This window comes from Pedobacter sp. NJ-S-72, from assembly GCF_053890575.1.
In genome coordinates this window covers 3,435,182-3,460,741 of sequence record NZ_CM132681.1, presented here as the reverse complement: position 1 = coordinate 3,460,741, position 25,560 = coordinate 3,435,182, and the positions used below count along the sequence as shown (strand labels likewise).

22 protein-coding genes and 6 pseudogenes are annotated in these 25,560 nt (G+C 38.4%); 10 read left to right on the top strand and 18 right to left on the bottom strand.

Annotated features, from left to right (window positions below):
* Positions 1-139 precede the first annotated feature (139 nt).
* Together uvrA and ACWYN3_RS23000 are read left to right on the top strand one after the other, a co-directional pair.
* Positions 140-2,957 (top strand): annotated as a pseudogene (gene uvrA, locus ACWYN3_RS23005) (excinuclease ABC subunit UvrA).
* A 167-nt stretch (positions 2,958-3,124) separates the two neighbouring features.
* Positions 3,125-3,718, top strand: a complete 594-nt coding sequence (locus ACWYN3_RS23000) for a LysE family transporter (RefSeq protein ID WP_456216510.1) — start codon at positions 3,125-3,127, stop codon at positions 3,716-3,718.
* A 135-nt stretch (positions 3,719-3,853) separates the two neighbouring features.
* Here the strand turns inward: ACWYN3_RS23000 and ACWYN3_RS22995 are convergent, their stop codons facing one another.
* From ACWYN3_RS22995 to ACWYN3_RS22925, 15 genes and pseudogenes are all read right to left on the bottom strand, one after another.
* The gene (locus ACWYN3_RS22995; RefSeq protein WP_456223121.1) at positions 3,854-4,558 is read right to left on the bottom strand and encodes a S41 family peptidase; all 705 of its coding nucleotides are present in this window, start codon (positions 4,556-4,558) and stop codon (positions 3,854-3,856) included.
* 38 nt (positions 4,559-4,596) lie between these two features.
* Complete coding sequence (locus tag ACWYN3_RS22990; protein WP_456216509.1) at positions 4,597-5,094, bottom strand: hypothetical protein; 498 nt, start codon at positions 5,092-5,094, stop codon at positions 4,597-4,599.
* Positions 5,095-5,327: 233 nt separating this feature from the next.
* On the bottom strand, positions 5,328-5,540 hold the full coding sequence (locus tag ACWYN3_RS22985; RefSeq protein WP_456216508.1) for a hypothetical protein: 213 nt from the start codon (positions 5,538-5,540) through the stop codon (positions 5,328-5,330).
* A gap of 38 nt (positions 5,541-5,578) precedes the next feature.
* Positions 5,579-6,037 (bottom strand): hypothetical protein, encoded by a 459-nt coding sequence (locus ACWYN3_RS22980; protein WP_456216507.1) that lies wholly within the window; start codon positions 6,035-6,037, stop codon positions 5,579-5,581.
* Positions 6,021-6,365, bottom strand: coding sequence for a hypothetical protein (locus ACWYN3_RS22975; RefSeq protein ID WP_456216506.1), 345 nt, complete (start codon positions 6,363-6,365; stop codon positions 6,021-6,023). The genes ACWYN3_RS22980 and ACWYN3_RS22975 overlap by 17 nt, the downstream gene beginning before the upstream one ends.
* Positions 6,366-6,454: 89 nt before the next feature.
* Complete coding sequence (locus tag ACWYN3_RS22970; RefSeq protein WP_456216505.1) at positions 6,455-6,559, bottom strand: hypothetical protein; 105 nt, start codon at positions 6,557-6,559, stop codon at positions 6,455-6,457.
* A gap of 23 nt (positions 6,560-6,582) precedes the next feature.
* Complete coding sequence (locus ACWYN3_RS22965; protein WP_456216504.1) at positions 6,583-7,452, bottom strand: cation:proton antiporter regulatory subunit; 870 nt, start codon at positions 7,450-7,452, stop codon at positions 6,583-6,585.
* Entirely contained in the window at positions 7,445-8,692 is a 1,248-nt protein-coding gene (locus tag ACWYN3_RS22960) for a cation:proton antiporter (RefSeq protein ID WP_456216503.1), read from the bottom strand. The genes ACWYN3_RS22965 and ACWYN3_RS22960 overlap by 8 nt, the downstream gene beginning before the upstream one ends.
* A 520-nt stretch (positions 8,693-9,212) precedes the next feature.
* Positions 9,213-10,146 (bottom strand): annotated as a pseudogene (locus ACWYN3_RS22955) (bifunctional riboflavin kinase/FAD synthetase).
* A gap of 111 nt (positions 10,147-10,257) precedes the next feature.
* Entirely contained in the window at positions 10,258-11,124 is an 867-nt protein-coding gene (locus ACWYN3_RS22950; protein WP_456216502.1) for a YitT family protein, read from the bottom strand.
* A gap of 8 nt (positions 11,125-11,132) precedes the next feature.
* A pseudogene (gene truB, locus ACWYN3_RS22945) lies at positions 11,133-11,883 on the bottom strand (tRNA pseudouridine(55) synthase TruB).
* A 24-nt stretch (positions 11,884-11,907) separates the two neighbouring features.
* Positions 11,908-12,057, bottom strand: coding sequence for an undecaprenyl-diphosphate phosphatase (locus ACWYN3_RS22940; protein WP_456223120.1), 150 nt, complete (start codon positions 12,055-12,057; stop codon positions 11,908-11,910).
* An 11-nt stretch (positions 12,058-12,068) separates the two neighbouring features.
* Entirely contained in the window at positions 12,069-12,626 is a 558-nt protein-coding gene (locus ACWYN3_RS22935; protein ID WP_456216501.1) for an undecaprenyl-diphosphate phosphatase, read from the bottom strand.
* Between the two features lie 86 nt (positions 12,627-12,712).
* Entirely contained in the window at positions 12,713-12,892 is a 180-nt protein-coding gene (locus ACWYN3_RS22930; RefSeq protein ID WP_456216500.1) for a DUF3098 domain-containing protein, read from the bottom strand.
* Positions 12,893-12,941: 49 nt separating this feature from the next.
* Positions 12,942-13,819 (bottom strand): annotated as a pseudogene (locus ACWYN3_RS22925) (cell division protein FtsX).
* 186 nt (positions 13,820-14,005) lie between these two features.
* Between ACWYN3_RS22925 and leuS the strand changes: the two are divergent.
* The 3 genes and pseudogenes from leuS (at position 14,006) to ACWYN3_RS22910 (ending at position 19,457) form a co-directional block, all read left to right on the top strand.
* A pseudogene (gene leuS / locus ACWYN3_RS22920) lies at positions 14,006-16,814 on the top strand (leucine--tRNA ligase).
* 201 nt (positions 16,815-17,015) lie between these two features.
* Positions 17,016-18,158, top strand: coding sequence for a TonB-dependent receptor (locus ACWYN3_RS22915; RefSeq protein WP_456216499.1), 1,143 nt, complete (start codon positions 17,016-17,018; stop codon positions 18,156-18,158).
* Positions 18,155-19,457, top strand: a pseudogene (locus ACWYN3_RS22910) (outer membrane beta-barrel family protein). The gene ACWYN3_RS22915 and the pseudogene ACWYN3_RS22910 overlap by 4 nt, the downstream one beginning before the upstream one ends.
* A gap of 105 nt (positions 19,458-19,562) precedes the next feature.
* On the opposite strand, the gene ACWYN3_RS22905 reads toward ACWYN3_RS22910, so the two are convergent.
* Both ACWYN3_RS22905 and ACWYN3_RS22900 read right to left on the bottom strand, forming a co-directional pair.
* Positions 19,563-20,663, bottom strand: a complete 1,101-nt coding sequence (locus ACWYN3_RS22905) for an ABC transporter substrate-binding protein (RefSeq protein ID WP_456223119.1) — start codon at positions 20,661-20,663, stop codon at positions 19,563-19,565.
* Positions 20,624-21,064 carry an ABC transporter substrate-binding protein gene (locus ACWYN3_RS22900; RefSeq protein WP_456216498.1) on the bottom strand — a complete coding sequence of 147 codons (441 nt, stop codon included), beginning with the start codon at positions 21,062-21,064 and terminating at the stop codon, positions 20,624-20,626. The genes ACWYN3_RS22905 and ACWYN3_RS22900 overlap by 40 nt, the downstream gene beginning before the upstream one ends.
* 147 nt (positions 21,065-21,211) lie before the next feature.
* Here ACWYN3_RS22900 and ACWYN3_RS22895 point away from each other — a divergent pair, with 147 nt between their 5' ends.
* Positions 21,212-21,676: a hypothetical protein gene (locus tag ACWYN3_RS22895; protein WP_456216497.1), complete on the top strand. Its 465-nt coding sequence runs from the start codon at positions 21,212-21,214 to the stop codon at positions 21,674-21,676.
* On the opposite strand, the gene ACWYN3_RS22890 is transcribed toward ACWYN3_RS22895, so the two are convergent.
* A complete protein-coding gene (locus tag ACWYN3_RS22890) occupies positions 21,663-22,184 on the bottom strand; it encodes an NADPH-dependent FMN reductase (protein WP_456216496.1) in 522 nt (173 codons plus the stop codon). The two genes, ACWYN3_RS22895 and ACWYN3_RS22890, sit on opposite strands and share 14 nt — an antisense overlap.
* Positions 22,185-22,363: 179 nt before the next feature.
* On the opposite strand from ACWYN3_RS22890, the gene ACWYN3_RS22885 reads away from it, so the two are divergent.
* From ACWYN3_RS22885 to dapB, 4 genes are all read left to right on the top strand, one after another.
* The gene (locus ACWYN3_RS22885; protein WP_041882301.1) at positions 22,364-23,167 is read left to right on the top strand and encodes a ParA family protein; all 804 of its coding nucleotides are present in this window, start codon (positions 22,364-22,366) and stop codon (positions 23,165-23,167) included.
* Positions 23,168-23,177: 10 nt separating this feature from the next.
* Positions 23,178-24,095: a ParB/RepB/Spo0J family partition protein gene (locus ACWYN3_RS22880; protein ID WP_456216495.1), complete on the top strand. Its 918-nt coding sequence runs from the start codon at positions 23,178-23,180 to the stop codon at positions 24,093-24,095.
* A complete protein-coding gene (locus ACWYN3_RS22875) occupies positions 24,095-24,679 on the top strand; it encodes a DUF5683 domain-containing protein (RefSeq protein ID WP_456216494.1) in 585 nt (194 codons plus the stop codon). The genes ACWYN3_RS22880 and ACWYN3_RS22875 overlap by 1 nt, the downstream gene beginning before the upstream one ends.
* A 74-nt stretch (positions 24,680-24,753) precedes the next feature.
* Entirely contained in the window at positions 24,754-25,533 is a 780-nt protein-coding gene (gene dapB / locus ACWYN3_RS22870) for a 4-hydroxy-tetrahydrodipicolinate reductase (protein ID WP_456216493.1), read from the top strand.
* The last annotated feature ends 27 nt before the right edge of the window (positions 25,534-25,560 follow it).

Below are 25,560 nucleotides of genomic sequence, written 5' to 3'. Positions count from 1 at the left end.
CCATTTTTTTATCAGATTACAAGAATAAAAGTAGTAAAAAAAAAAAAAATTAGTTTAAAGAGCCGTATTTTTGCATCCTCCCCACACAAACTAATTTTGTGTTTTTTGGGTTATATTAGCAAATCCTATAAGGAAGTAAATGAGTAAGGAAACGGAGAAAGATCCACATAAAAACATTATTATAAAGGGCGCCAGGGTACATAACCTCAAAAATATTGATGTTGCAATACCTAAAAATAAACTGGTAGTCATCACTGGAATGTCGGGTTCAGGGAAATCTTCCCTTGCTTTTGACACGCTTTATGCTGAAGGACAAAGAAGATACGTAGAAAGTCTTTCTTCTTATGCCCGCCAGTTTATGGGCAGGATGAACAAACCAGATGTTGATTACATTAAAGGGATCGCCCCTGCAATTGCTATTGAACAAAAAGTAATTACGTCTAATCCAAGATCTACTGTTGGAACTTCAACGGAGATTTATGATTATTTGAAATTGCTTTTTTCCAGAATTGGCAAAACTATTTCTCCTGAATCGGGAGTGATTGTTAAAAAAGATACGGTAAGTACGGTAGTTGACTTTGTGTCTAAACTGGGCGAGGATAGTGTGGCTACGATTTTCTGCCCGCTTCATCCGCACAATAACAGATCAGTTAAGGAAGAACTTGCTGTATTACTGCAAAAAGGGTTTCTGAGAGTTTATCTGGGAGATACTGTTCATAAAATTGAGAATGTGCTGGAGGATGAGCAGTTTAAAGATACTGAACTTAAGGACTCTGAAACGATCAGGATTCTGATTGACCGTATTGTTTTCCATGAGGATGATGAAACAATGAGCAGATTGGCAGATTCTATTCAGACTGCATTTTTTGAAGGTAAGGGTGATTGTTATGTAGAGCATGAGGGCAAAATCACTCATTTCTGTGATCGCTTTGAACTGGATGGGATTCGTTTTGAAGAGCCAACACCTAATTTTTTCAGCTTTAACAATCCTTACGGTGCATGTAAACGTTGTGAAGGTTATGGAAATGTAATTGGTATTGACGAAGATCTGGTTGTTCCTGATAAAAGTAAAAGTCTTTACGATAATGCTATCGCCCCATGGCGCGGTGAGAAAATGCGTGAATGGTTAAATAAGTTAATCAAGAATGCAGCGAAATTTGATTTTCCGATTCACAGACCATTTAATGAACTGACTGAAAAGGAACAGCGTTTAATCTGGACTGGAAATAAATATTTTGAAGGGTTGGATGCCTTTTTCAAGGAATTGGAAGAGCAGACTTTTAAAATTCAATACAGGGTAATGTTGTCGCGTTACCGCGGAAAAACGATCTGCCCGGATTGTAAGGGCTCAAGGCTGCGTAAAGATGCTTCTTATGTGAAGATTGGTGGAAAGTCTATTGTAGATGTGGTATTAATGCCGCTGTCTATTATACAGGATTTCTTTGACAACCTGGAACTTTCGGAAACAGACGAAAAGATATCTAAACGTTTACTGGCAGAGGTTACTAGCCGTGTGCTTTATCTGAACAATGTTGGTTTGGGATATTTGACATTGAACAGGTTATCAAACACGCTTTCTGGTGGTGAATCCCAAAGGATAAATCTGCTACTTCGCTGGGAAGTAGTCTGGTGGGATCTATTTATGTATTGGATGAGCCTAGTATCGGTTTACACCCCAGAGATACAAATAAGCTGATCGAGGTTTTACAGTCTTTGCGTAATGTTGGAAACACAGTTATCGTGGTTGAACATGAGGAAGAAATGATGAGAGCTGCGGATCATATCATAGATATCGGCCCGGAAGCGGGTACTTTAGGTGGTAACCTGGTGTTTACGGGTACTTATGAAGAGATTATTAAGGATAGTAAAAGTTTAACGGGGAAATATCTGTCAGGCGAAGAAAATATAGTAATCCCTGCAAAACGCAGAAAATGGGCTGACCATATTCTGATTAAAGGGGCAAGAGAGAATAACCTTAAAAATATAGAAGTGAAATTCCCGTTGGGCGTTTTTACTGTTGTGAGTGGTGTTTCGGGATCGGGTAAAACAAGTCTGATTAAAAAAATACTTTATCCTGCGCTGCAGAAAGCAATTGGTAATTATCCGGGGAACAAACAGGATTGTATGATGGGATATTTGGCAATTATGAATTGATCAGCCAGGTAGAAATGGTAGATCAGAATCCTATTGGACGCTCTTCGAGATCTAACCCGGTGACTTATGTGAAAGCATGGGATGATGTGCGTGCGTTGTTCTCGGCTTTACCTGCTGCTAAAGCGGCTGGTTTAAAACCGGCAGCTTTCTCTTTCAATGTGGAAGGCGGACGCTGTGATGTTTGTCAGGGTGAAGGTGAAGTGAAAATAGAAATGCAGTTCATGGCTGATATTTATCTGCCTTGTGAAGCTTGCGGAGGCCGCAGGTTTAAACAGCAGATTCTTGATATCACTTATCAGGATAAAAATGTTGCTGATATACTTGATCTGACTATTGATGAAGCGGTAGATTTCTTTAAAAATGAGCCTAAGATTCTAAATAAGCTACAGCCGCTGGTTGATGTTGGTTTGGGATATGTTCATTTAGGCCAATCGTCAAATACGCTGTCTGGTGGTGAAGCACAAAGGATTAAACTGGCTTCATTCCTGATTAAGGGAAATAGTGCAAGTAAAACGATGTTCATTTTTGATGAACCAACTACTGGGCTGCATTTCCATGATATCAAAAAATTACTGATTGCTTTAAATACGCTGATTGAACAAGGGAATACGATCCTGGTGATTGAACATAATATGGATATGATCAAATCTGCGGATTGGGTAATTGATATTGGCCCGGAAGGTGGCGATAAAGGTGGGAATATTGTTTTCGAAGGAACACCTGAAGATCTTGTTCACGCCAAAGATTCTTATACGGCTAAATATTTACTGCCACATTTGAAGCCGTCTCTGGCTGATAATTAGGTTATTATATGAAGAATAGCTGATGAAATGTTCATCGGCTATTCTTTTTTACGAATAAACGGATCAATTAAAACTTTATATTAGCGCATGCTTTTTCTAACCCTATTCCTTGGAATAATTCTTAACTCGATAGGTTACATTCCTCTGGAAACATTAATCTTACGGTTGTGCAAATCACTATTACCAGAGGAATAAAACAAGCTTTATATTTTATCCTTGCGTTTTCTTGCATTGAAGTGCTGTTTACGTTTGGTGTAATGAGATTTGTACAGTGGCTGTCAAGTGAGATCAAAGTTGGTAATTATATCGATGTGGTAATGATTGTCATGTTTACTGTATTAGGGGTGATCACATGGAGATCAAGAAAGGAAATGCCGAAGGCTGATTATTCGAAAAAGGATAGTATCAGATACGGGATGTTACTTGGGGTACTTAATCCGATGCAGATTCCATATTGGTTGTTTGTAGGGACGTACCTGATTTCTCATGAATGGATCGATATCGGATATGTTTCTCTGACGATTTTCAGTATCGGTTCGGGAATTGGCGCTGGAGTGGCTTTGTATGGTTTTGCAAGGTTCGCACAGTATATTCAAACAAAGTTTGCTTTGAGCAGTTATGTAGTCAATAGGGCCATCGCTCTCCTCTTCTTCGCGCTTTCGCTTTTCCGCTTATCATGTTATAAAACTGAGCCTCGTCTATCTGAAATAAAAACAGCAACACCTGTATTTACTGGCCGACATTCCTTGAAGAAGGAATGATGCCAGAAATACAGGTGTTGCTGTTTTTATTTTCTACATCTAACCTTTATAGTTTTATAATGAGATGCGCTACAATTGGAAAAAATGATACGCGGTTGGATTGTTAGTTAGTTGGTTTTTAGGTTGGCTATTAGATTATTGTTTAAGCGCATAGTTTAGTTGAACATCTGTTTTATTGATGATGTCGCTGATGTCAGGTTGAATCTTGAAATGGGGTATGATTCCTCTGGCTAGATTGCTTTTTGGGCTTACTGCCATGTTATACTGCACGGTGCCAAATGAGATTTGGATTTTTGTGTTGGGTAAGGTGGACTCGATTTGTACGCCTGATGTATTGCCTCCATAGGTACCACCCGTTTCTTCTCCGATAAATTTCCCTAAGTTATTACTGAATGCTATAGCACAGAATTCTGCTGTTGTTGAGAAAGATTGGCCATCAATTAAGAACCATAGTTTCCCCTGGTAATTGACTGTGGCAGGCTGAATGGTTTGTAAGTTGGGATGGGCTGTGTTTTTTAGTCTGTAGTTGTTTGGGCTAAGCTTGGTTAACATCTCTTTGGTTAGATTGTTATAGGAGGATGTATTACTCTTGAATTGTTGATAGGGGAGTTCTGTTGTTATTGTGTTTAGACTCTTGTAGTACTGAAAGGGCTTTTGCACTAAATAGGAGTAGAGTAACGGGCCGTAGGTATCTCTGCCTCCTCCGTTTCCACGCAAATCTATGATTAGTTTTTTTTTTCCTTTTTTGTGTATGGTTACGAAGGATCTGTGCAGGAATTCTGGAAAGTTCTCTCCGTTGGTTTCCAGTAAGGATTTCTCAAAACTTTTGATAGTGAGTATGGCGGTCTTGTTTGAGCTGATTTTTAGTCGAAGATGCTTTATGGTGTTATTTCGTTTTCACCTTTAACTATTTCCTTTTCTGTTCTTGCTGCTATTTTTACTTGTTGTATAGCGCCGTCAGTGGTTTTGAATTTAACATCGTAAGAGGGCTGCTCACCATTGGAAAGATAGTAGTAGAAGTAAAAGAAGTTATTGAGTATGCTGAGCTTTTTTGTCTGAATATCTCCGTCTGATACGATGTAATCAAGTGTATGCTTTCTGATTAAATCAATTGGCTGATTATTAATGGATATGATCTCTGAGCCATTAATGACTTTATCTTCGCCAGATGCATAGGTGTGCTGATCCGTGAAGTAGAGTTGTAAGGGAAAGAATCTGGCCTTTTCTTCGCGATGTTTTTGGAGTTTAGGTGGCAGACTACAGTAGAGGTGCCCGTCTTTGATGATGCTTAAGGTTCTCTTTAGTAGCTTGTAAAATTCGATGTCTGTTGTGCTATTGTTAATGGAGTTATAGGTGCTATCGAGTGTAGCATCCATCTTTTCTTACTTACTTGTAGATATAACGGTAGAGGGATGGGTAGCTCTTTTTTAACAGATTTCTGAAGGTTGTGAAATCTGCTTTTAAACTATCTGCATTTGTTTTTTGTGCGCTTACTTTTTTTGTTTTTATACAAAGGGACAGTATAAGGCATAATGTTAATAGTAGCGTATATGTCTTATTATGATTAAGGCTGGTCATCTTTTTCGTAGGTGTTATCCGCTTTTTTCTTCTATTTTTTCAGGAATTCTACATTCCAGATCTTCTCGGCTTTACGCCCGATCAGCCAGAAGGAGGCCGCGAGAACACTGAAAAATAGAGCCTTGTGCCAGCTGTCCCAGAAGTACTCGAAGTAGCGGGTGTAGAGGTTAATGAAAAGGAAGGTAATACCAAACTCACGGGCGATGTCATCCCGGTATTTCAGCCCAACGAAGATACTGGTCACACAGGCAACGGCCGAAATAATTGCCCAGTAGAAAAGGCTTATTTGTTTGATACCATACCATTTGTCAAGGGTTCCAAATTACCGAATACGGAAATGAGCCAAAGGGATATGAAAAGATAAATCATCCCGCAGATGTAGGTGGTATCGTAAAAGTAATTGAACACTTTTACGTTTTTTAAGGAGAGGGAAACTGCGGTTAAAGCCAGACCGAATGCAACGAACCGTAAGGGGTAATTCATACCCAGGAAATAGAGATTGTCACGGGACATATAACCGGTCTCGGTTCCAAACCATGCACCAAGGGAAATCAAAACGAAGATCCAGATGAGGCGTGATTTAAAGAGGTAAGCTAATATACCGTAGATAAATACGGACAGGAGAATCAGAACGGAGAAATGTCCGTCTCCTTTGTCAAAGGCTTTCCCCATGTAAGCGATAGCATTAGCAGTTAACATGACGGCCGTGAAAATTATGGCATCATTACTGAATACCTGCATTGGCAGGGTCTTTTTTCGGGTAAAACTTATTTTGTATAGGACCGCCGCAGCTATAGCTGAAATTAAACCTATGATACTGTTTTGGGGTGTCGTAGAGGTTTTTTAAGTAGTCGAGGAATTTATTGTCGATTAATAAGGCACCAAGGGAAATTACACCACAGGCCATTGCTACCCAAAAGGAATACTGGGCAAGACGACGCCAGTCAAAGGACTTGGTCTCGTAGCTTGCTTTTAATTTCTCAATGTCGGTCAGGGTGAGCAGATTCTCGTCCTGCCAATGGTCAAGCATTTCATCTAAAAAGTCACTCTTTTCCTGGTCTATCTTCATTCTTTAGCTTGTTGAGCCTGAACTTTGCTTTTTGGCAGAGTTCAGGCTTAACGAAGCTAGTAGTTTAATTGAACAAACAAAAAATTAATTTATACTTTCTTTAAGAGGTCGGGGATTTTTTTATTGTTACCGACTATCCATACGATATCTTCATTTTCAAATACAAGATTAGAATCGGGATTTAATATGCGCACGCCATTGCGCTCAATACCTACCACTAAACCCTGGGTTTTCTCCCGTATTCCGGAGAGTCCCGGATGGTCTGGGCAAATACTGGTGAAGAAGTATTAATGACGATCTTCTGTAAAGTCATATCTTTTTTAGGGAATGCACTTTCCTGGTTTTCATTTGGTTTGCCTTTAAAAAGCTCGCCAACTGCTGCCAGCTGATCATCGGTCCCGATCAGCATTACTTTATCATTTGGATATAACCTTTCATCACGTCCCGGGGTAGGAATCATCATATTTCCTCGCTCGATAAGGGCAATGTTTACACCGTATTTTTCCCGTACAGCCAGCTCGATGAGGGATTTCCCTACTAAGGATGATTCGGGTGCAATTGTCAATTCTGTTAAGTGGGTATCCCAGGGTAATATTTCCGGCTGCTTGTTTTGTTCTTCCCGCGCATTCAGATTGTAAAGAAAACGGTGTTCCAGACGATCATAGAAGGTTTGCAGTTTCCTGGAGAAAATGATCATCCCTGTGATAATCAATGCCAGGGCAATGGCCATAGCGACCAAGGTATTGTAGTAATATTGGAAGATCAGGAAACATACAGCAAATAAGGCGAGGGCAACTCTTAATACTTCCAGGGCAATTAATGGGCCACGGGTGTACTTTTTGTTTAACCATAAATGGGAATGGGCTTTTCTTTCGATTCTCCGGATAGCCAGTGCCCATAAAAAGGGAGCCATGACGATCAATGAGATGATGAGACTGATGATAATTCCTTTGTTACCGTTAATCAGGTTTTTTGTGATAAAGGGATGCAGGTAACGGGAACCAAGAAAGATAATGGCAATCAGGATGACGGAATGGATGATGGTATTGAAAGTATATGACTTTAGCAGGGTCTTCCAATCACTCATTGTGGTAATTCCAGCGGTACTGGAGCTGTATCTGTTGATGGCAGCAACCCAGCTTTTTGGGAGGGTACGCTCCAGAAAAAGATAAAACGGTTCTGATGCTTTGATCAGGTAGGGGGTAGTAAAGGTGGTAATCGCCGAAACTGCTACCGCTATAGGGTAAAGGAAGGAAGTCACTGGTAACTTTCAGGGTGAGCCCAAGGGTAGCGATAATAAAAGAAAACTCTCCGATCTGTGCTAAACTCATCCCGGTTTGTACGGATGTTTTTAAGGGTTGCCCTGAAACTAAAGCACCTAAGCCTGAACTCAGGAATTTACCAAAGATTGTAGCTATGGTAATCACCAGGATGGGTACGGCATAATCGATAAGGATACCCGGGTCAATCAACATTCCTACGGATACGAAGAATATTGCCGCAAAAAGATCTTTTACTGATTTAGTTAAGTGCTCAATTTTTTCTGCCTGTGTCGTTTCGGCAAGGATTGAGCCCATAATAAACGCTCCTAATGCGGGAGAGAATCCAACTTTAACGGCTAGTAATACCATGAGCAGGCATAATGCGATGGAGACAATCAGCATAGTCTCGTCGTTCATTAATTTCTTTGTCGCTTTAAGGAATGTAGGGACAAGAAAGATACCGCCAATGAACCATAAGATAAGGAAGAAGAGTAGCTTAAGGATAGAGAAAAACATCTCTGCTCCGGCGAATTGCTGACTTACTGCTAAAGTAGAAAGCAAAACCAAAAGTAAGATGGCTACAAGGTCTTCGACAATCAGGACTCCGAAAACCAGGCCGGCGAATTTTTTATGTTTAACGCCTAGTTCTTCAAAGGCACGGATAATGATTGTTGTGGAGGAAACGGATAGTATCCCACCAAGGAAAATACTGTCCATGGTTTTCCAGCCCATGGCCTTGCCGGCAACGAAACCTATAAGGAGCATACAAACGACTTCTACAATAGCAGTTATGGATGCAGAACCACCAACTTTAACCAGTTTTTTGAAACTGAATTCTAATCCAAGACTGAATAATAAAAAGATAACTCCAATTTCGGCCCAGATATGAATGCTGTCATTGTCGGTTACGGTAGGGATAAAGTTAATATGCGGGCCAACGAGCAAACCGGCAAGAATATAGCCTAGTACTAATGGTTGTTTGATTTTTTTGAAAAGCAGAGTCGTGATTCCGGCTGCTGCGAGTATTAAGCCTAAATCAGTTATTAATACGGGTAGGTGTAACATACATGGTATTTAATTGTAAAAAAAAAACGGGTTATTGGTTTTGCTGTTATGGCGTTACCAGAAAACGTGATTTGGATACAAAAAATCGTATATGAAATTATAATGGAAATGTGTTTGCGCATGATAAGGTCCGACAGGTGTATTTCTGATTGATTTACTTTCCGGCAGATGAAACAATTGTAAACAAACTAAGACTTGTTTGTGGATTCTGTGCTGTATTATTAGTGTCAGCTGCTCTGATGTATCCCTGTTTAAGTTCGAAATGTCTTCCTGTTGTGTTTTATGAAGCAGATTATGGAGTGCTGCGGGTTTAATTTCTAAACCAGGTATACAGGCAGCCTGAATGGGCTCAGGCTTTAAGGCAAAGCATGAATTCGTTATGAAAAAGATTGTGATAATCATTAAAAAAAAAAACTCATTATTGTAAAATATACAAAAAAATAGGCGTTTTCTTTAGAGAAATGGTCTTTATTTTGATGGAATAGTGTAATATTTCAATAAATGAAATTGCTTATTTTGATTAGCTATGATTTTTAAAATAAGACAATGTATCTTCTTTATCTTTTTGAAGTTGTACTTTAAGTGCTTCCAGACCAGTGAATTTTACGTCGTGTCTCAGAAACTCCATAAAGTTCATTTTGATGTATTGGCCGTATATCTCTTTATTGAAATCAAAGATATTAACTTCTATATTCCTGGTCATTCCGTTAATCGTAGGACGCTGACCGATGTAAGCCATCCCTTTGTAAGTCTCGTTCTCCATTTCTACGGTTACGGCATAAATTCCATCTGAAGGAATCAGTTTATAGGGCTGTTCAATAAAGATGTTAGCTGTTGGAAAACCAATGGTACGACCTATCTTATCGCCTTTAATTACGGGACCGTAAAGGGAAAAGTTATAACCAAGATATTTTGCCGCCAGACCAACCTGTCCTTTAAAAGGGATTTTCTGATTTTAGTAGAACTTACCGCCACATCATTAATATCCTGTTCTTTGATTTCCTCGATCTCATATTGATAAGGACCTGAAAAGGCAATTAAATCTGTCATGCCTCCAGAACGGTCTTTTCCAAAACGGTGATCATAACCAACAATCAGCTGTTTAATTCCAATAGTATCAACCAAAATATTCTTAATGTATTCAGCAGGGCTGAGGTTAGAGAAATCCCGGGTAAATGGGGTGATAATTAAATGATCAACTCCTAAGCCTGCTAATATTTCGGCTTTTTCTTCAATGGTATTGATCATTTTCAAATCCTGATTTTCAGGGTCAATAATCAGCCTTGGGTGAGGGAAGAAGGTGAGGATTACACTTTCGCCATCGGTGGCTTTTGCCAGTTCACAAAGCCTGTTAATGATTTTTTGATGCCCGAAATGTACGCCGTCAAAAGTGCCTATGGTTGCAACAGCATTGTTCAACCTTTTAAATTCAGAAGGTGGTTATATATTTTCATTGGAATATAACTGTTTTTTTATCGGTAATGAAGCTATCATGTGCTACTTGGTTCCTATTCATTTTGGTTTGTATGCTGATGCACATGATGGTTTCATCAGAATCTTTAAAATTAATGCAGGGCATGTCGTTTTACTACTCCTCCCTTGATGTCAGAGATTTGCTGCTGCACAATAAAAGCATCCGGATCTATCTGGCGGATTTCATTTTGCAGTTTACCCATTTCAAGTTTTGTAACTACTGTATATAAAATATCAATTTTTTTCTTCTCTCCGTATCCGCCTTCACCTTTATAAATGGTCACACCCCTTTTCATATCGTTAATCAGAAACAGCTTAATGTCCTCTTTTTTCTCTGATATAATGGTTACGCCAATATATTGTTCCAGTCCATTTACCACAAAGTCAATGGTTTTGGACGCTGATAAATAGGTCAGGATGGCATACATCGCTGTTTCTATATCCAATAAAATTGCTGCTGCTACCCCAAAAATAAGAATATTCAGGATCAGGATGATGTTCCCCACAGTGAGCATGCTATTCTTACTGATGTACAAAGCCAGAACCTCTGTCCCGTCAATCACACATCCGCCACGCATAGCTAAACCAATACCACCTCCTAAAAACAGACCACCGAAAAAAGCAATTAGTAACTTATCGTGAGTAATTGGTTGAAAAGGCAGGATAATCAGAAAAACAGCTAGTATAATGATTGCTAAAGCTGTTTTTATAGCAAAAGCTTTACCTATCTGAGAATAACCAAGGATCACAAATGGAATATTAATCAGCAGGATCAGATAGGAAAGTTTAAATCCTGTCAGCGTGCTGATCAACAGGGATATACCCGTTACTCCACCATCGATAAACTCACTCGGCATCAGGAAGCTTTTAAGACCGAAACAGGCGGAAACAATGCCCAGTCCAATCAAAGTAAAATCTTTTAGATGACGTAAATATGAGTTTTTGAGATGATTGTGCATAGTATATATTAAGTGTTTGGAGTAGACTGTTCAGCTGCGGCTGCTTCTCTTTTGTTTTTAAGATATTCAACCAGATCGGTTACTTCAAAGGCATCTTCTAATAAGAAACTACCACTTCTGGTACGGGTTAGTTTTGATAAATATGCACCGTTTTCAAGGTGTTTACCAAAGTCGGAAACCAAAGATCTGATATAAGTGCCCTTACTGCAAACTATCCTGAAATCAACCTCTGGTAAAGCAATACGGGTAATTTCAAAGACTGGTACGGATACAAAACGAAGTCTTAATTCTTGTTCTTCACCTCTGCGGGCTTTAACATATAAACGTTCTCCGTTTACTTTTACCGCAGAATGTGCTGGTGGATATTGTTGGATATCTCCTGTAAATGGGGCAGTAGCAGCATAAATAGCTTCTTCTGTTAAATTTGTAAGCGGATATTCCTGATCTACTACCGTTTCCATGTCAAATGAAGGAGTTGTTGCCCCCAGGATCATTGTTCCGGGTATATTCTTTATCTTCTGCCTGAAAGGTATCGATCTGTTTAGTCAGTTTTCCTGTACATAAAATCAACAAACCTGTAGCCAGGGGGTCTAATGTACCCGCATGGCCAACTTTTAATTTCAGGGGTTTTAACGAATTCCTTATTTTTCCTACTACATCAAAACTTGTCCATTTGTAGGGTTTATTGATGAGTAATAACTCTCCTTCAGCAAAATTGAAGGTTCTTTCCAGTAACTTTTGTGCACTCAAAATGGTAATCTAAATTAAGCTGCAATTTACACATTAAATTATTTGCAGGTTATGCCCGCTATATATTAATACAATGATGATCAATCCAGCAATGATACGGTACCAGCCAAACACTTTGAATCCGTGTTTATTCAGGTAACCGATAAAACTTTTAATAGCGAGTAAGGCTACAATAAATGCAATGACATTAGCAACTACAAGAAGCTGAATCTGGTCATGGCTAATTGTATTTCCTTCTTTATAAAAAAATCGAATAACTTTTTTCCTGTTGCTGCAAACATCGTAGGGACAGCTAAAAAGAAAGAGAATTCAGCAGCTACTTTTCTGCTTAATTTCATAGACATACCACCAACAATACTTGCACCCGATCTTGATGTACCAGGAATCATTGCAAGACATTGAAAGAAGCCAATTTTTAAAGCAGTCAGATAGCTGATCTCTTCTTCTTCATGGATAGTCGGTTTGTTAAACCACTTGTCAACAAAAAGAAGGATTACACCGCCAACAACTAAAGATATGGCAACTGTCATCGGACTTTCCAGCATCTGATCAATCTTTTTACTCAGCAGTAATCCGAAAATAGCTGCGGGAATAAAGGCCACCAGCAGTTTAACATAGAAACCAATCGTTTTGAAAAAACGCTTGAAATACAATACGACTACTGATAAAATAGCGCCAAGCTGGATAGCAATTGTGAATAATTTAACGAATGGATCGGATGCTATTCCCATAAAGGAAGAAGCAATGATCATATATGGCCGTAGAAGAAACTGGCAAAAACTCAGTCAGTCCCTCTATAACAGCGAGAATAATAGCATCTATAAGAGTCATCTAAAACTTACTTTTTCAGGATTGCATAAATACCAAATCCGAATCCAAAAAGTACTACCATTGGAGCCAGAAGAGTTTTTCTTAAGTCATAGATATCGGTTGTACCTATCATCAGCATAAAGCCAACTACAACAATCACAATGCTGATTAACAGCAATTGATAATTTTTTTTTGAAAACCATTTCATTGTTAGCGTCTTGCGTTGCAGGACCAGCTTTTTTCTCGATCATTTGCTATTATCTGTAAAGGTCGTAAATTTTTAAACGTAAATATTTGCTTACTGCAAAGGTTGTGCTTAGCGCGGTGATGAAAATTCCCATGCCTATTAAACCAAGCAGAACGATACCAAATTCGGTATAATTTCTCAGAATAATGATTTCAGGGATTTCTTTTTGTGCGTAATATAAAAGACCAAGCAAAATCAGATAGCTATGAACGAAGCAATTAAACCGTGAAGCATTGCCCAGAAAATAAAGGGTTTGCGGATGAAATTCTTCGTAGCACCTACTAACTGCATACTTTTGATCAGGAAACGCTGAGAATAAATTGCCAGTCTGATCGTGTTATTGATCAGTGCAATAGAGATGACCAGTAATATAGCTGCAAATCCCAATACAATTAAACCAATTGTATTGATGTTTTTGTTCACCATATCAATTAATGAACTCTGATAAATTACTTCTTTAACCACAGGGTTTTTACTGATCGTAGCTTTCAGTGCATCAATACTTTTATTGTTTGCATAATCAGCTTTCAGATAAACATCTACTGTAGATAACAAAGGATTGTAACCCAGGAAATTCACGAAATCTTCTCCTAAATCCTGCGTAAGGTTTTTTGCAGCAAGCTCTTTATTGACATAAAGAGTCTGTTTAACTGCCGGATTAGCATTCAGGTCTTTCTGAAATTGCAGTACGTCAGCTTCTTTCGCGCCTTCGTCAACTATGATATTTAATACGATATTCTCTTTTACATAGTTAGAAAGATTCTTAGCATGTACCAGTATTAGTCCTAATACGCCAAGCATCAACAAAACCAGGGTTATACTAAATATAGTAGAGATATAAATGGTTTTCGTCTTCTTAGAAGCATCACTAACTTCAAATTCTTCCATATTTTATGAGTTGGGTGTATTTTATGTTCTGCGAAAATAAAAAAATATATGCAAACTAGATGCCTTTTAAACGGGTAAAATATCTAGTTTGGTATGAATATCGTTTATATCGCTAAAGTTCTTTTGATAAGGCTTCTAAAACCTCCTTAATTTCTTTATTTTCGCCGTATATAAAGGATTTTTGTAATGGATTACCAATTTAAAGAAATAGAACAGAAGTGGCAGGGGTTTTGGGCAGCACACCAAACGTTTAAAGCAGAGGCGACATCAGCCAAACCTAAATTTTATGTGCTTGATATGTTTCCTTACCCTCGGGTGCGGGTTTACATGTTGGCCATCCGCTGGGCTATATTGCCTCCGATATATTTTCAAGATACAAAAGATTAAAGGGTTATAATGTTTTACATCCTATGGGATATGATTCATTTGGATTACCAGCAGAACAATATGCGATACAAACAGGTCAGCATCCGGCTTTAACTACTGAAGCAAATATCAGTACTTACCGTCGTCAGTTAGATCAGATTGGTTTTTCTTTTGACTGGAGCCGTGAGGTACGTACCAGCGAACCTGAATATTATAAATGGACGCAGTGGGTTTTTATGCAGTTGTTCAATTCATGGTATAACCTGGAAACCGACCGTGCTGAAGATATTACTACTTTAATTGAAAAATTCAATGCTTCGGGCAGTGCTGATGTGAAAGCGGCAAGTGATGAAGATGTAAAAAGCTTCATGCCAAGCGACTGGGCAGCTATGACTGCCGAAGAAAAACAGGAAGAACTGTTGAAGTACCGTTTGACATTTTTCTGAAAAGTAAAGTACAGTAAACTGGTGTGCAGCACTGGGAACGGTACTGGCTAATGATGAAGTGAAAGATGGTTTTTCTGAACGCGGCGGGCATCCTGTGGAACAGAAAAAAATGATGCAGTGGAGCATGCGTATTTCTGCTTATGCAGAACGTTTGTTACAAGGTTTGAGTACGATTGACTGGCCGGAGCCGGTTAAAGAGATGCAGCGTAACTGGATTGGTAAAAGTGTAGGGGCGAGTGTTCGCTTCAAAATCGAGACTGATGCGGATATTAATACAGATTTCATTGAAGTATTTACCACACGTGTGGATACTATATTTGGTGTTTCTTATGTGGTATTAGCACCAGAACATGAATTGGTAGCTGCATTGACTACGCCAGAACAGGTAAATGATATTAAGAATTATATAGAACAGACTAAAAAGAAATCTGAATTAGACCGCATGGCGGATACTAAAACTGTTTCTGGTGCTTTTACTGGTACATATGTTGTTAATCCTGTAAGGTGTGAGCGTATCCAGTTATGGATCGCTGATTATGTGCTTGCTGGTTATGGTACAGGTGCGGTAATGGGGGTGCCAAGCGGAGATCAGCGTGACTGGTTATTCGCAAAGCATTTTAACTTACCGGTTGTTCAGATTCTTGACGAACAAAAAGATATTGAAATACAAGCTGACCCAACAAAAGAAGGCCATTATATCAATTCTGGTTTTATCAATGGAATGACTTATACTGAAGCAACAACTACTTTGAATAAGTGGCTGGAAGATCAGAAAGTAGGGAAGGCGAAAGTGAATTTCCGTATGCGTGATGCGATATTTGGCCGTCAGCGTTACTGGGGAGAACCTATTCCTGTTTACTTTAAAAACGGATTGCCTTACCTGATTAAAGAATCTGAATTACCATTATTATTACCTGAGGTAGATAAGTATTTACCAACAGAAACTGGTGAGCCGCCATTGGGCAGGGCAGAAAACTGGACTTACGAAAACCAATATACTTATGAATTGAGTACAATGCCAGGATGGGCAGGCTCAAGCTGGTACTGGTATCGTTATATGGATGCCAATAATGAGAAGACATTTGCTGGTAAGGAAGCGATTGAATACTGGAAGGACGTAGATTTATACATTGGCGGTGCTGAACATGCTACCGGTCACTTGTTGTATAGCCGTTTCTGGAATAAGTTTTTAAAAGATCTGGGTTATGTAAAGGAGGAAGAACCTTTCAAAAAACTGATTAACCAGGGAATGATTCAGGGCAGAAGTAATTTTGTTTACCGTGTCGTTGATGAGTCTGGCAGAGGTACTAATACATTAATTTCTCATGGATTGAAAAATGACTACAAAACTTCAGCATTACATGTTGATGTAAATATTGTGGAGAATGAGATTCTGAATATTGAGAAGTTTAAGTTATTCAGACCGGAATTTGCTGAGGCCGAATTTATCCTGGAGAATGGTAAATATATTTGTGGCGTAGAGGTAGAGAAAATGTCTAAAATCCAAATTCAATGTCGTTAATCCTGATGTACTGATCGCTAGTTATGGTGCAGATACTTTAAGGATGTATGAAATGTTCTTAGGCCCGCTTGAACAAAGTAAGCCATGGAACACGAACGGGATTGAAGGTGTATTTAAATTTCTTCGTAAATTCTGGCGTTTATTCCATAATGACTCCTGGGAATTTACTTTGTCAGATGCTGAACCTACAAAAGCAGAGTTAAAAGCATTACATAAGATCATTAAAAAAGTACAGGATGATATTGAACGTTTTTCTTTCAATACCTCGGTATCAAGCTTTATGATCGCGGTAAATGAGCTGACGGATCTTAAATGTAATAAACGAAGTATCCTGCAGGACCTGGTTGTTGTTCTTTCTCCATATGCACCGCATATTACAGAAGAGTTATGGTCATTGTTAGGCAACACAGATAGCTTATCTTATACGGCTTATCCTGAATTTAATCCGGCTCATTTAGTGGAAGATGAATTCAGCTATTCAGCTATCCGGTTTCTGTAAAATGGAAAAACAAGATTAAACTTAAATCTGAGTTTGGCTCTTGAGGCTAAGGAGATTGAAGAAATCGTATTGGCTGATGAGCAGGTTCAAAAATATCTTGATGGTAAAACGCCTAAAAAGATGATTATAGTTAAAGGACGTATTGTAAATATTGTGATTTAATCTGAATCAAATATAATTGTTACATAATGGTTATTAGGGTGTAAGATCCTTAATGACCATTTTTTATATGGAATTTACCGGTAAATTCCTGCTGTTCACCGGCCATAATCGCCCTGCTGGCAAAAACAATTTTAAATAGCCTGTAACATAGTTAGATTTGTGCCGACTAATCTAGAACAAAGAATCACACTATTAAAAATTATGAAAAGACTATTACTATTATTTGCCTCCCTGGGGTTGATGCAGCAGGTTAATGCGCAATTCAATTTGGGCGGGGGAGCGCAAAAGGTAACTATAACGGGTAGGATAAGTGCTGTAATTTTGACTGACTCGTTTACAAAACAACCTGTTGATTATGCAACAGTTTCCTTAATGAGGGTTAAAGATAATAAATCGGTTAACGGCGGTGTTACTGATGCTAAAGGTAAAGTTGTGCTTCAAAATGTGGCTCCTGAACAGTATAAATTACTGATTGGGTTTATGGGCTATAAAAGTAAAACTATGCTGGTGAAAACAAGCCAGGAAAAACCTGATTTAAATTTGGGCAATATTTACCTGACTGGGACGGAAAGCAATTTGAAAGAAGTTGCTATTGTCGGTAAAACGCCGATGATAGAAACCAAAATTGATAAGCTTGTTTATAATGCGGAACAGGATGTAACGACTGCTGGTGGTAATGCGGGCGATGTTATGCGTAAAGTGCCAATGGTTACTGTAGATATCGATGGAAACCCTTCTTTACGCGGAAGCTCTGCGGTTAGGGTGCTGATTAATGGAAAACCATCAGGTACGATGTCAAACAGTGTAGCTGATGCGCTAAAAATGATTCCTGCCGAAGAAATCAAAAGTGTTGAGGTGATCACAAGTCCTTCTGCAAAATATGATGCAGAGGGTGCTGGTGGAATTATCAATATTATCACTAAAAAGAAAACTGCTCAGGGAGTAAATGGAAATGCGGCTTTATCTGTTGGTACGCGTCAGAATAATGGTAATTTTAGCTTAAATGCTAAACAAGGGCGTTTGGGTATCAGTTCGAACTTTGGCGGTCAATATGCTATTCCGCAAGATACCAGGGTTGTTCTGGAAAATGATGTTTATAGTAAACAGTCTCATGTTTTCCAGGATGGATTTACCAGGGCGAAACGATATGGTTATAATGGTAGCATAGGACTGGACTATGATATAAATGGTTATAACAGTCTTTCTACGAATATAAAATATAATGATTTTACAAATGGCTCAAACGGGAGTTCTAATGTAACCAGCAGTATCCTGGATACAATTATGAAAACTGCCAGTTACGTACGTGCTTCTGATAATAATAATATAGTTTTAAAAATATAGACTGGAGTGCAGATTATAGAAGAACAACGAAAAAAGAAGGGGAAGAATTTACGGTTTCAGGTCAGGCTAGTTTTGGCAGGAATACAGCACAATTTAATACCAGGCTGATCAATTTAGATGGGTCGCAGCTTGCTCCTGATGTGATTGGTGATAACACAGGTAAAAATAATGAGTATACTTTACAGACGGATTATGTATATCCTTTCAGCAAAACTATGACGCTGGAAACTGGTGTTAAGGGAATCTTAAGAAATATAAAAAGTAAGTATCAGAGCAGTGATCAGGACTTCGATTATAAACAGGACGTTGGTGCAGCTTATGGGGTTTTGAGTTTTAAACTGGCTAAAACGGTTGATGTAAAAGGAGGTTTAAGAGCTGAATACACTGATATTAGCGGCGTATCTGGTTCTTCACTGAATTTTAATAATAACTATTTTAACTTATTTCCAAGTGCAATTATTTCAAAAACGCTTAAAGGAAACTCTACATTGAAATTAAGTTATAACAGAAGGATGCAAAGACCAAGTTTGTCTTATCTGAATCCTTTCTTAAACAGGAATGATCCTGAAAATCAGCAGCAGGGTAATCCGAATTTGAGCCCTGAGATAAGTGATATTGTAGAACTTGGTTACTCGACTTTTATCAAAGGGTCTGTGATTAATGCGTCTGTATTTTACCGCACTACTCAGGATGTTATTGAGAGTTTGTTTATCCCTGAGCAAAAGCTGACGACTTATGCGAATGTTGGTAAGAACAGATCTTATGGTGCTAACGTGTTTGCTACGTATAACCCATTGCCTAAATGGACTTTAATGGGAAATTTTAGTTTAAATACATATGATGTAAGAAATTATCAGACTAACCAGAGTACTGGTGTGTTTGTAAATTATTCGGTGTTTGCAAGGTCAGCTATTTCTTTCAAAGGCGGATGGAATACTGAACTTTTTGGAGTTTATAATGCTTCAAAAAGAACTTTTCAAGGGACTTCAGCCAATGGCTTTTTACGGTGGTGCGTTTAAGAAAGACATCATGAAAAAGAAGGCAACTGTAGGTATCAATGTTCTGAATGTATTTTCAAGAGATCTGCATATTCATAATGAGAATAAAGGAGACGATTTCCGTCAGAATATGAATATCTATTATCCGCTAAGGTCTTTCGGAGTTAACTTTAGTTACAAGTTTGGTAAAGTAACTTTCACTGGTCCGAAGAAGAAAAAAGGAATTAATAATGATGATTTGAAACAGGATGAAGGTGCAGGTGGATTAGGCGGAGGAGCTGGTGGCGGTCCTAAACAATAAGATCAATTATTAGTTATAAAAAAAAAAAAAACCACGTTATCATTGATGACGTGGTTTTTTTATAAATAATCTACTTCTTTTTAACCCTTTTCAGGATCATTACACTTAACGGATTGATAGGATAGCCAGTAATATTATTTTGCAGCATGGTAACAGACTGGTCATATAAAATAGGTACGATCGAGGCATTTTCTGCACCATGTTATCCATTTTCTGGTATAGCGCATAACGTTTTTTTGCATCACCCTCATAGTAGCTCTGTTCAAATAAACGATCAAATTCTTTATTGAAATAGCCCGTGTAATTGGGGCCATAAGGTACACGGTTTTTAGAATAGAACACAGTGAGGTAATTTTCAGCATCAGGATAGTCAGCAATCCAGGAGCCTCTGAAAAAGTTGACCTCGTTTTTAGACATTAATTCCCGCAGGCTGGAACTTGGGGTTACGTCCACTTTGACTTTCATGCCCAGTGAATTGAGTTCTCCCTGGATAAATTCAATAAGATCCTTATAGGTAGTAGAGGTGCTGAGCGTTATTTCTGGCATTCCTTTTCCGTGTGGAAAACCAGCTTCTGCAAGTAGTTTTGCTGCTTTTGCCGGGTCATAGTGATAACCTTTTACTTTGGTGCTGTCAAACCCGGGCATGCCTTTAGGTACAAAGCCGGAAGTAGCCGGTACACCAGTGCCATTTCGCAGGTATTTGATCAATTTTGGTTTATCTATTCCATAATTGATTGCCTGCCGTACTTTTTTAAATCTTAAAGGGGAGTTTCGGACGATAGATTTTGAGGTATCCACCAATATGCCGATATATTCTGTACAAAGGTAAGCTCCTTTAATTAGTTGAAATTTCCCTTTATACTTGCTGGTCATATGACCGCTTTTAGTTAAAATATCATCGCGGTAACTTCCATCAACACTGTAAAAGAAATCGAGATCTTTTTTGATAAAGGACATGAAAGCACTTTGTTTGTCAGTGATAAAAGAAACTTTAACTGCATCCAGGTAGGGAAGGGGGTTCCCGTTTTCTTTCTCCCAGTAATTTTCATTTTTAAGCAAGACAAGTATTTCTTCCTCCTTCCAGTATTTAAAGCGGAAAGGCCCCGTGCCTATAGGGTGGCTCCTGAAATCTTTTCCATAATGATCCGCTACTTCGTGAGGTACAACTACACAATATTGTGTAGTAGAAGGAAGGTTGAATGGAATGCAGGAAAGGGTTTTGTTAAATGTATGATCAATGTGGTATCATTAAGGGCTTCAAAACTATGACTGTCCTTTACTTTATCACTGAAAATCCATCCTCCCGAAGAAGCTACTTTAGGATCTGAAAGACGGTTAAAGCTGTAAGCGAAATCTGATGCAATTACCTTTCTGCCTTTCCCTCCAGGAAAAAGTGGGTCGTTATGAAAAAATACATCATTTCGCAGATGAAAAGTATAATGTAATAAGTCGGCAGATACTTCCCATGATTTGGCAATAGCGGGAATAGTATTTAACTGGCTATCCGCCTGAACAAGTCCGTTAAAGAGCTGATTCATCATCCAAATCGCCGGCTGATTACGTGCAAAAGCAGGATCCAGTGAGGTCAAACTCTGATCAAAGTTCATATTAAAGACTTTTTTGTCCCCGTCATCAGACGTTAAATGACAGCCACAGACTGCAATAACACATAAAGTGTAAAAAATATTTTTTATAATTCGGGGCATCATCAGGTCAGGAATATTACTTTTGCACAAAGTAATAAATTAATCGATATGTCTTTTTTAAATGCACTTATAAATAATGTTGAGGATGAAACGCTGCGCGAAGATCTGCAGGAGCGTGTGGATATCATTCTGCATAAGATTAAATTTATGGACAAAGTGCCTGTAACCTGTCTTGACACAAATAATACACCTAATCATGTTTTAAACGTCCTCATTGAGACCGTTGGTGGCGAAGTGCTTGAAATTGTACAGCAGGCAAAAGTGCTGATCTATCACCAGACAAATATAGGTATTGGGCAAATGATGGGACTGGTCCCTGATCTTCTGGAAAAGGAATGGCCTGCCGTTGCTTACAACAGAGTCTATTTGATGGAAGACACTTCTGCCTTTTTAAGTGATCCTTTATCCTTTGTTGAGGCTATGGAAGACATGGCAGAAATGCTTTATCCCGGATACTTTATTTTTGGGAATGAAGGTAAGAACTGGACCACTTTGCTGTTTAGTAAGCGATAAACTTATCCATCTGTTGTCCTGTAAATTTTAAAGTATCTTCCTTATAGAAGTTGCCGTGCTCGTCAAGTTCAGTTTTTATAGCTGGAATGTGCAGACGTAAAGGAAGCACATGCAGGTGGAGGTAGCTGCATACCCCACCAAAGTGGTCAATACCCCTGATATTACCATATTTACCCGATGATATGCCTACAAGGCACGCTTTTTTGTCATAAAAGCTATCCGGGAAATCGCAGGCATCTATTAAGGTCTTCAAAACACCCGGAAAACTTCCATTGTATTCGGGAATGATGAAAACAAATTTTTCAGCTGCTGTAATTTGTTCTTGAATTTTTTTGAATTCAGGAGATCTTTTTCCGTATAAATCGGAGATAATTAATTGTCCTGGGAGATCTGTCAGACTCAGTATATTAGCCTCTTGCCCTTTTTTAGAGAGTGTGTTCTGATAATATTTTGCGACTTTCAGCGTATTGCTTTCGGGTCTGTTTGTGCCGGAAATGATCGTAATCATGTAAAAATTGTTAATAAGATGTTTAAAACACTCTATTGTTTAACGCTAATATTGTCATTTAGTTTGTATCTTAGCTAATTGTTAAAAAGCCCCTAAATGTAGGTAAAAATAGCGTTTTTTACATAAAGGATCTAATTCACAAATTCTCAGGAAATAATTGGTAATTATTAAAAAGATAAATGAGTAAAATTATTGCATTGGCAAATCAGAAAGGTGGAGTGGGTAAAACGACTTCATCTATAAATTTAGCCGCCAGCCTGGCCGTATTAGAATATAAAACTTTATTAGTAGACGCTGACCCTCAAGCCAATTCAACTTCTGGAATTGGATTTGATCCCAGAAGCATCAAAAATAGTATTTATGAATGCATCATTAACGATGTAGAACCTTCAGAAGCTATTCAAAAGACAGAAACTCCTAATCTGGATTTATTACCAGCACATATTGACCTGGTTGGTGCAGAAATTGAAATGATCAATCTGACCAACAGAGAGTACAAGATGAAAGCTGTTCTGGAAAAAATTAAAGATCAGTATGATTTCATCATTATTGATTGTTCACCTTCATTAGGTCTGATTACAATCAATGCTTTGACTGCTGCGGATTCTGTTATTATCCCCGTTCAATGTGAATATTTTGCATTGGAAGGATTGGGTAAATTGTTAAATACCATAAAAATTGTACAAAACAGATTAAACCCTGAACTGGAAATCGAAGGTATTTTACTGACGATGTACGATGTACGTTTACGTTTGTCTAATCAGGTAGTTGAAGAGGTGAGAACACATTTTCAGGAACTTGTATTTGATACAATCATACAGCGAAATACCCGTTTAAGTGAAGCACCTAGTTATGGGATTTCGGTCATCATGCATGATGCAAACTGTAAGGGAGCAATAAATTATCTGAACCTTGCCCGGGAGATTGTCCGTAAAAACGGATTGGTCAAAGAAAGCCAGGGTTTGACTTCGGCAACAATTTAAATATAACTTAATGACATCTTTTCAGCGAAAAACAGGTTTAGGTAGAGGATTAAGTGCACTTTTGGATGATTCAGATTCTGCTCATCCGCAAAAAAATGCGATTAATCCAGTCAGTGAAACTGAACAGAAAGCGCAATCCAGCAATATAGGTAATATCAAAATCAGTGATATCGCGACTAACCCTTATCAGCCGCGTTCTGAATTTGATCAGGTAGCTTTAAATGAACTTGCTGATTCCATTAGGGTACAGGGGTTAATCCAGCCGATTACTGTCAGAAAAGCTGAGGGAGGAAATTATCAGTTAATTTCTGGTGAGAGACGTCTGAGAGCATCTAAATTAGCAGGCTTAACAGAAATCCCGGCATATGTACGGGAGGCTAATGACCAGCAGATGCTGGAAATGGCTCTGATTGAAAATATTCAGCGTGAAAACCTGAATGCAATTGAAGTTGCATTAAGCTTTCAGCGTATGCTTGAAGAGTGTAACCTTAAACAAGAACAACTGGGTGAACGTGTTGGCAAAAACCGTTCAACTGTTACCAATTATCTGCGTTTACTTAAATTACCCCCCGCAATACAAATCTCAATCCGTGATCAGAAAATCTCTATGGGCCATGCCCGTGCGTTGATTAATGTAGAGGAAACAGATAAACAATTGTTTATTCATCAGGAAATTATTGACAAGGGATTGTCTGTACGTAAAGTAGAGGAATTAGTCAGAAGCATCAATAGTCTTCAGATAAAACCTAAAAGTGCAAGACAGCCTTTGGGTGTGTCTTTCGAATATCAGAAACTGCAAAAAGATCTGGCTTCAAGATTTGCTACCAAAGTGAAACTTAAAGTTGGTGAAAATGGTAAAGGGGCAATTGAGATCCCTTTTGTTTCTGATGATGACCTGAGCAGAATATTAGAATTATTAGATTGGTAATGTCCAAAAAATTACTGTTATCGGTTTTGTTTTGCTGCACTGTTTTTGCAGTCAGCGGACAGAAAATTTTTACTGTTAAAGGTGATAGTCTTAAACGTACCCCTGTGAAAGTGGATACAGGTTATGTAAATCTTGGTCGTATTGCTGGCAGAAAAGCGGCCCTCAGATCTGCAATGATTCCGGGATGGGGGCAGTATGGAAATGGACTGACTGTTTATCGCGGGATTAAAATTGCTGCGATTTATACTGGAGGAACTTTGCTTGCTATGTCTTATATTCAGAATAACAGTAAATATAAGGAGTATCTTACAGAGCTTCAGTACAGAGCAGAGCATGGTGGTCAGCCTACACCAGGAAACTACCTGTTTAATGTCTCCACTCAAGGCTTAACAACAGCTAAAGAAGTTTACAGAAGAAACAGAGAGGTTGTCCTTTTTTCTTTTATTGGTTTATATGTGGTAAATATTGTTGAGGCTTATGTGGATGCGAGACTTTCCTATTTTGATGTGGGAGATAACCTGGCTATCAGAATTTCGCCTACGGTAATCGGTTCTCAAACCATGTATGGATATATATGCTTTTAATCCAGGCATAAAGGTTGCCTTTAAGTTCTAGATTTCAATATATTTACCAACCATCTTTTTAAAATTAAAAATAAATGAATATAGCTTTAATCGGTTACGGTAAAATGGGTCAGATTATTGAACGTTTTGCTATAGAAAGAGGGCATGAAGTTGTCCTGAAAATCGGTACAGATAATTTGGCCGACCTGACTGTTTCTAACTTAAGAAAAGCAGATGTAGCAATAGATTTCAGTACGCCTGATGCTGCTATTAACAATATATATACTTGCTTTGATGCGAATGTGCCCCTGGTTGTAGGTGCAACTGGCTGGTACGGTCAATTGCAGGAAATAAAAGACGAATGTCTGCGCCGTAACAATACTTTATTATATGGGTCTAACTTCAGTATTGGGGTAAATTTGTTTTTTCATATCAATGAAGTGCTTGCGAAAGTGATGAATAATTATCCTGTATATGATGTACAGGTAGAAGAAATCCACCATACACAGAAACTGGATTCACCGAGTGGTACCGCTATGACACTTGCAGAAGGTATTATTGAAAATCTGGATCGTAAATCTGAGTGGGTAAATGAAGTGGATGGTAGCCCGGAGATTGAAGTGCTTAAACAGGAACAGGTACTTATCGCTTCGCAGCGGATTGAAAATATACCGGGCACACATACTGTGATTTATAGTTCAGAAGTAGATGAAATAGAATTGAAACATACTGCACATAGCCGTGCTGGATTTGCACTGGGCGCTGTTGTAGCTGCAGAATGGCTGCAAAATAAGCAGGGATTCTATAATATATCTGATATATTTATATTTAAAAAACAAAAAACATATGAATTGGAAGTTCTGGCAAAAGAATGATGATACTGCGCCGAAAAAAAAAAGACT

Bases quoted from the DNA above. Each gene is read 5' to 3' on its own strand.
- ACWYN3_RS22895 (WP_456216497.1), top strand. From the start codon at position 21,212: ATGTCTTTTTTAAATGCACTTATAAATAATGTTGAGGATGAAACGCTG.
- ACWYN3_RS22880 (WP_456216495.1), top strand. From the start codon at position 23,178: ATGACATCTTTTCAGCGAAAAACAGGTTTAGGTAGAGGATTAAGTGCA.
- ACWYN3_RS22975 (WP_456216506.1), bottom strand. From the start codon at position 6,365: ATGAAGATAGACCAGGAAAAGAGTGACTTTTTAGATGAAATGCTTGAC.
- ACWYN3_RS22900 (WP_456216498.1), bottom strand. From the start codon at position 21,064: ATGAACTTTGATCAGAGTTTGACCTCACTGGATCCTGCTTTTGCACGT.
- ACWYN3_RS22960 (WP_456216503.1), bottom strand. From the start codon at position 8,692: ATGTTACACCTACCCGTATTAATAACTGATTTAGGCTTAATACTCGCA.
- ACWYN3_RS22930 (WP_456216500.1), bottom strand. From the start codon at position 12,892: ATGAAATGGTTTTCAAAAAAAAATTATCAATTGCTGTTAATCAGCATT.
- ACWYN3_RS22885 (WP_041882301.1), top strand. From the start codon at position 22,364: ATGAGTAAAATTATTGCATTGGCAAATCAGAAAGGTGGAGTGGGTAAA.
- ACWYN3_RS22980 (WP_456216507.1), bottom strand. From the start codon at position 6,037: ATGCAGGTATTCAGTAATGATGCCATAATTTTCACGGCCGTCATGTTA.
- ACWYN3_RS22935 (WP_456216501.1), bottom strand. From the start codon at position 12,626: ATGATCATTGCTTCTTCCTTTATGGGAATAGCATCCGATCCATTCGTT.
- ACWYN3_RS22990 (WP_456216509.1), bottom strand. From the start codon at position 5,094: ATGGATGCTACACTCGATAGCACCTATAACTCCATTAACAATAGCACA.
- ACWYN3_RS22890 (WP_456216496.1), bottom strand. From the start codon at position 22,184: ATGATTACGATCATTTCCGGCACAAACAGACCCGAAAGCAATACGCTG.
- ACWYN3_RS22965 (WP_456216504.1), bottom strand. From the start codon at position 7,452: ATGAGTGATTGGAAGACCCTGCTAAAGTCATATACTTTCAATACCATC.
- ACWYN3_RS22915 (WP_456216499.1), top strand. From the start codon at position 17,016: ATGAAAAGACTATTACTATTATTTGCCTCCCTGGGGTTGATGCAGCAG.
- ACWYN3_RS22950 (WP_456216502.1), bottom strand. From the start codon at position 11,124: ATGCACAATCATCTCAAAAACTCATATTTACGTCATCTAAAAGATTTT.
- ACWYN3_RS22875 (WP_456216494.1), top strand. From the start codon at position 24,095: ATGTCCAAAAAATTACTGTTATCGGTTTTGTTTTGCTGCACTGTTTTT.
- dapB (WP_456216493.1), top strand. From the start codon at position 24,754: ATGAATATAGCTTTAATCGGTTACGGTAAAATGGGTCAGATTATTGAA.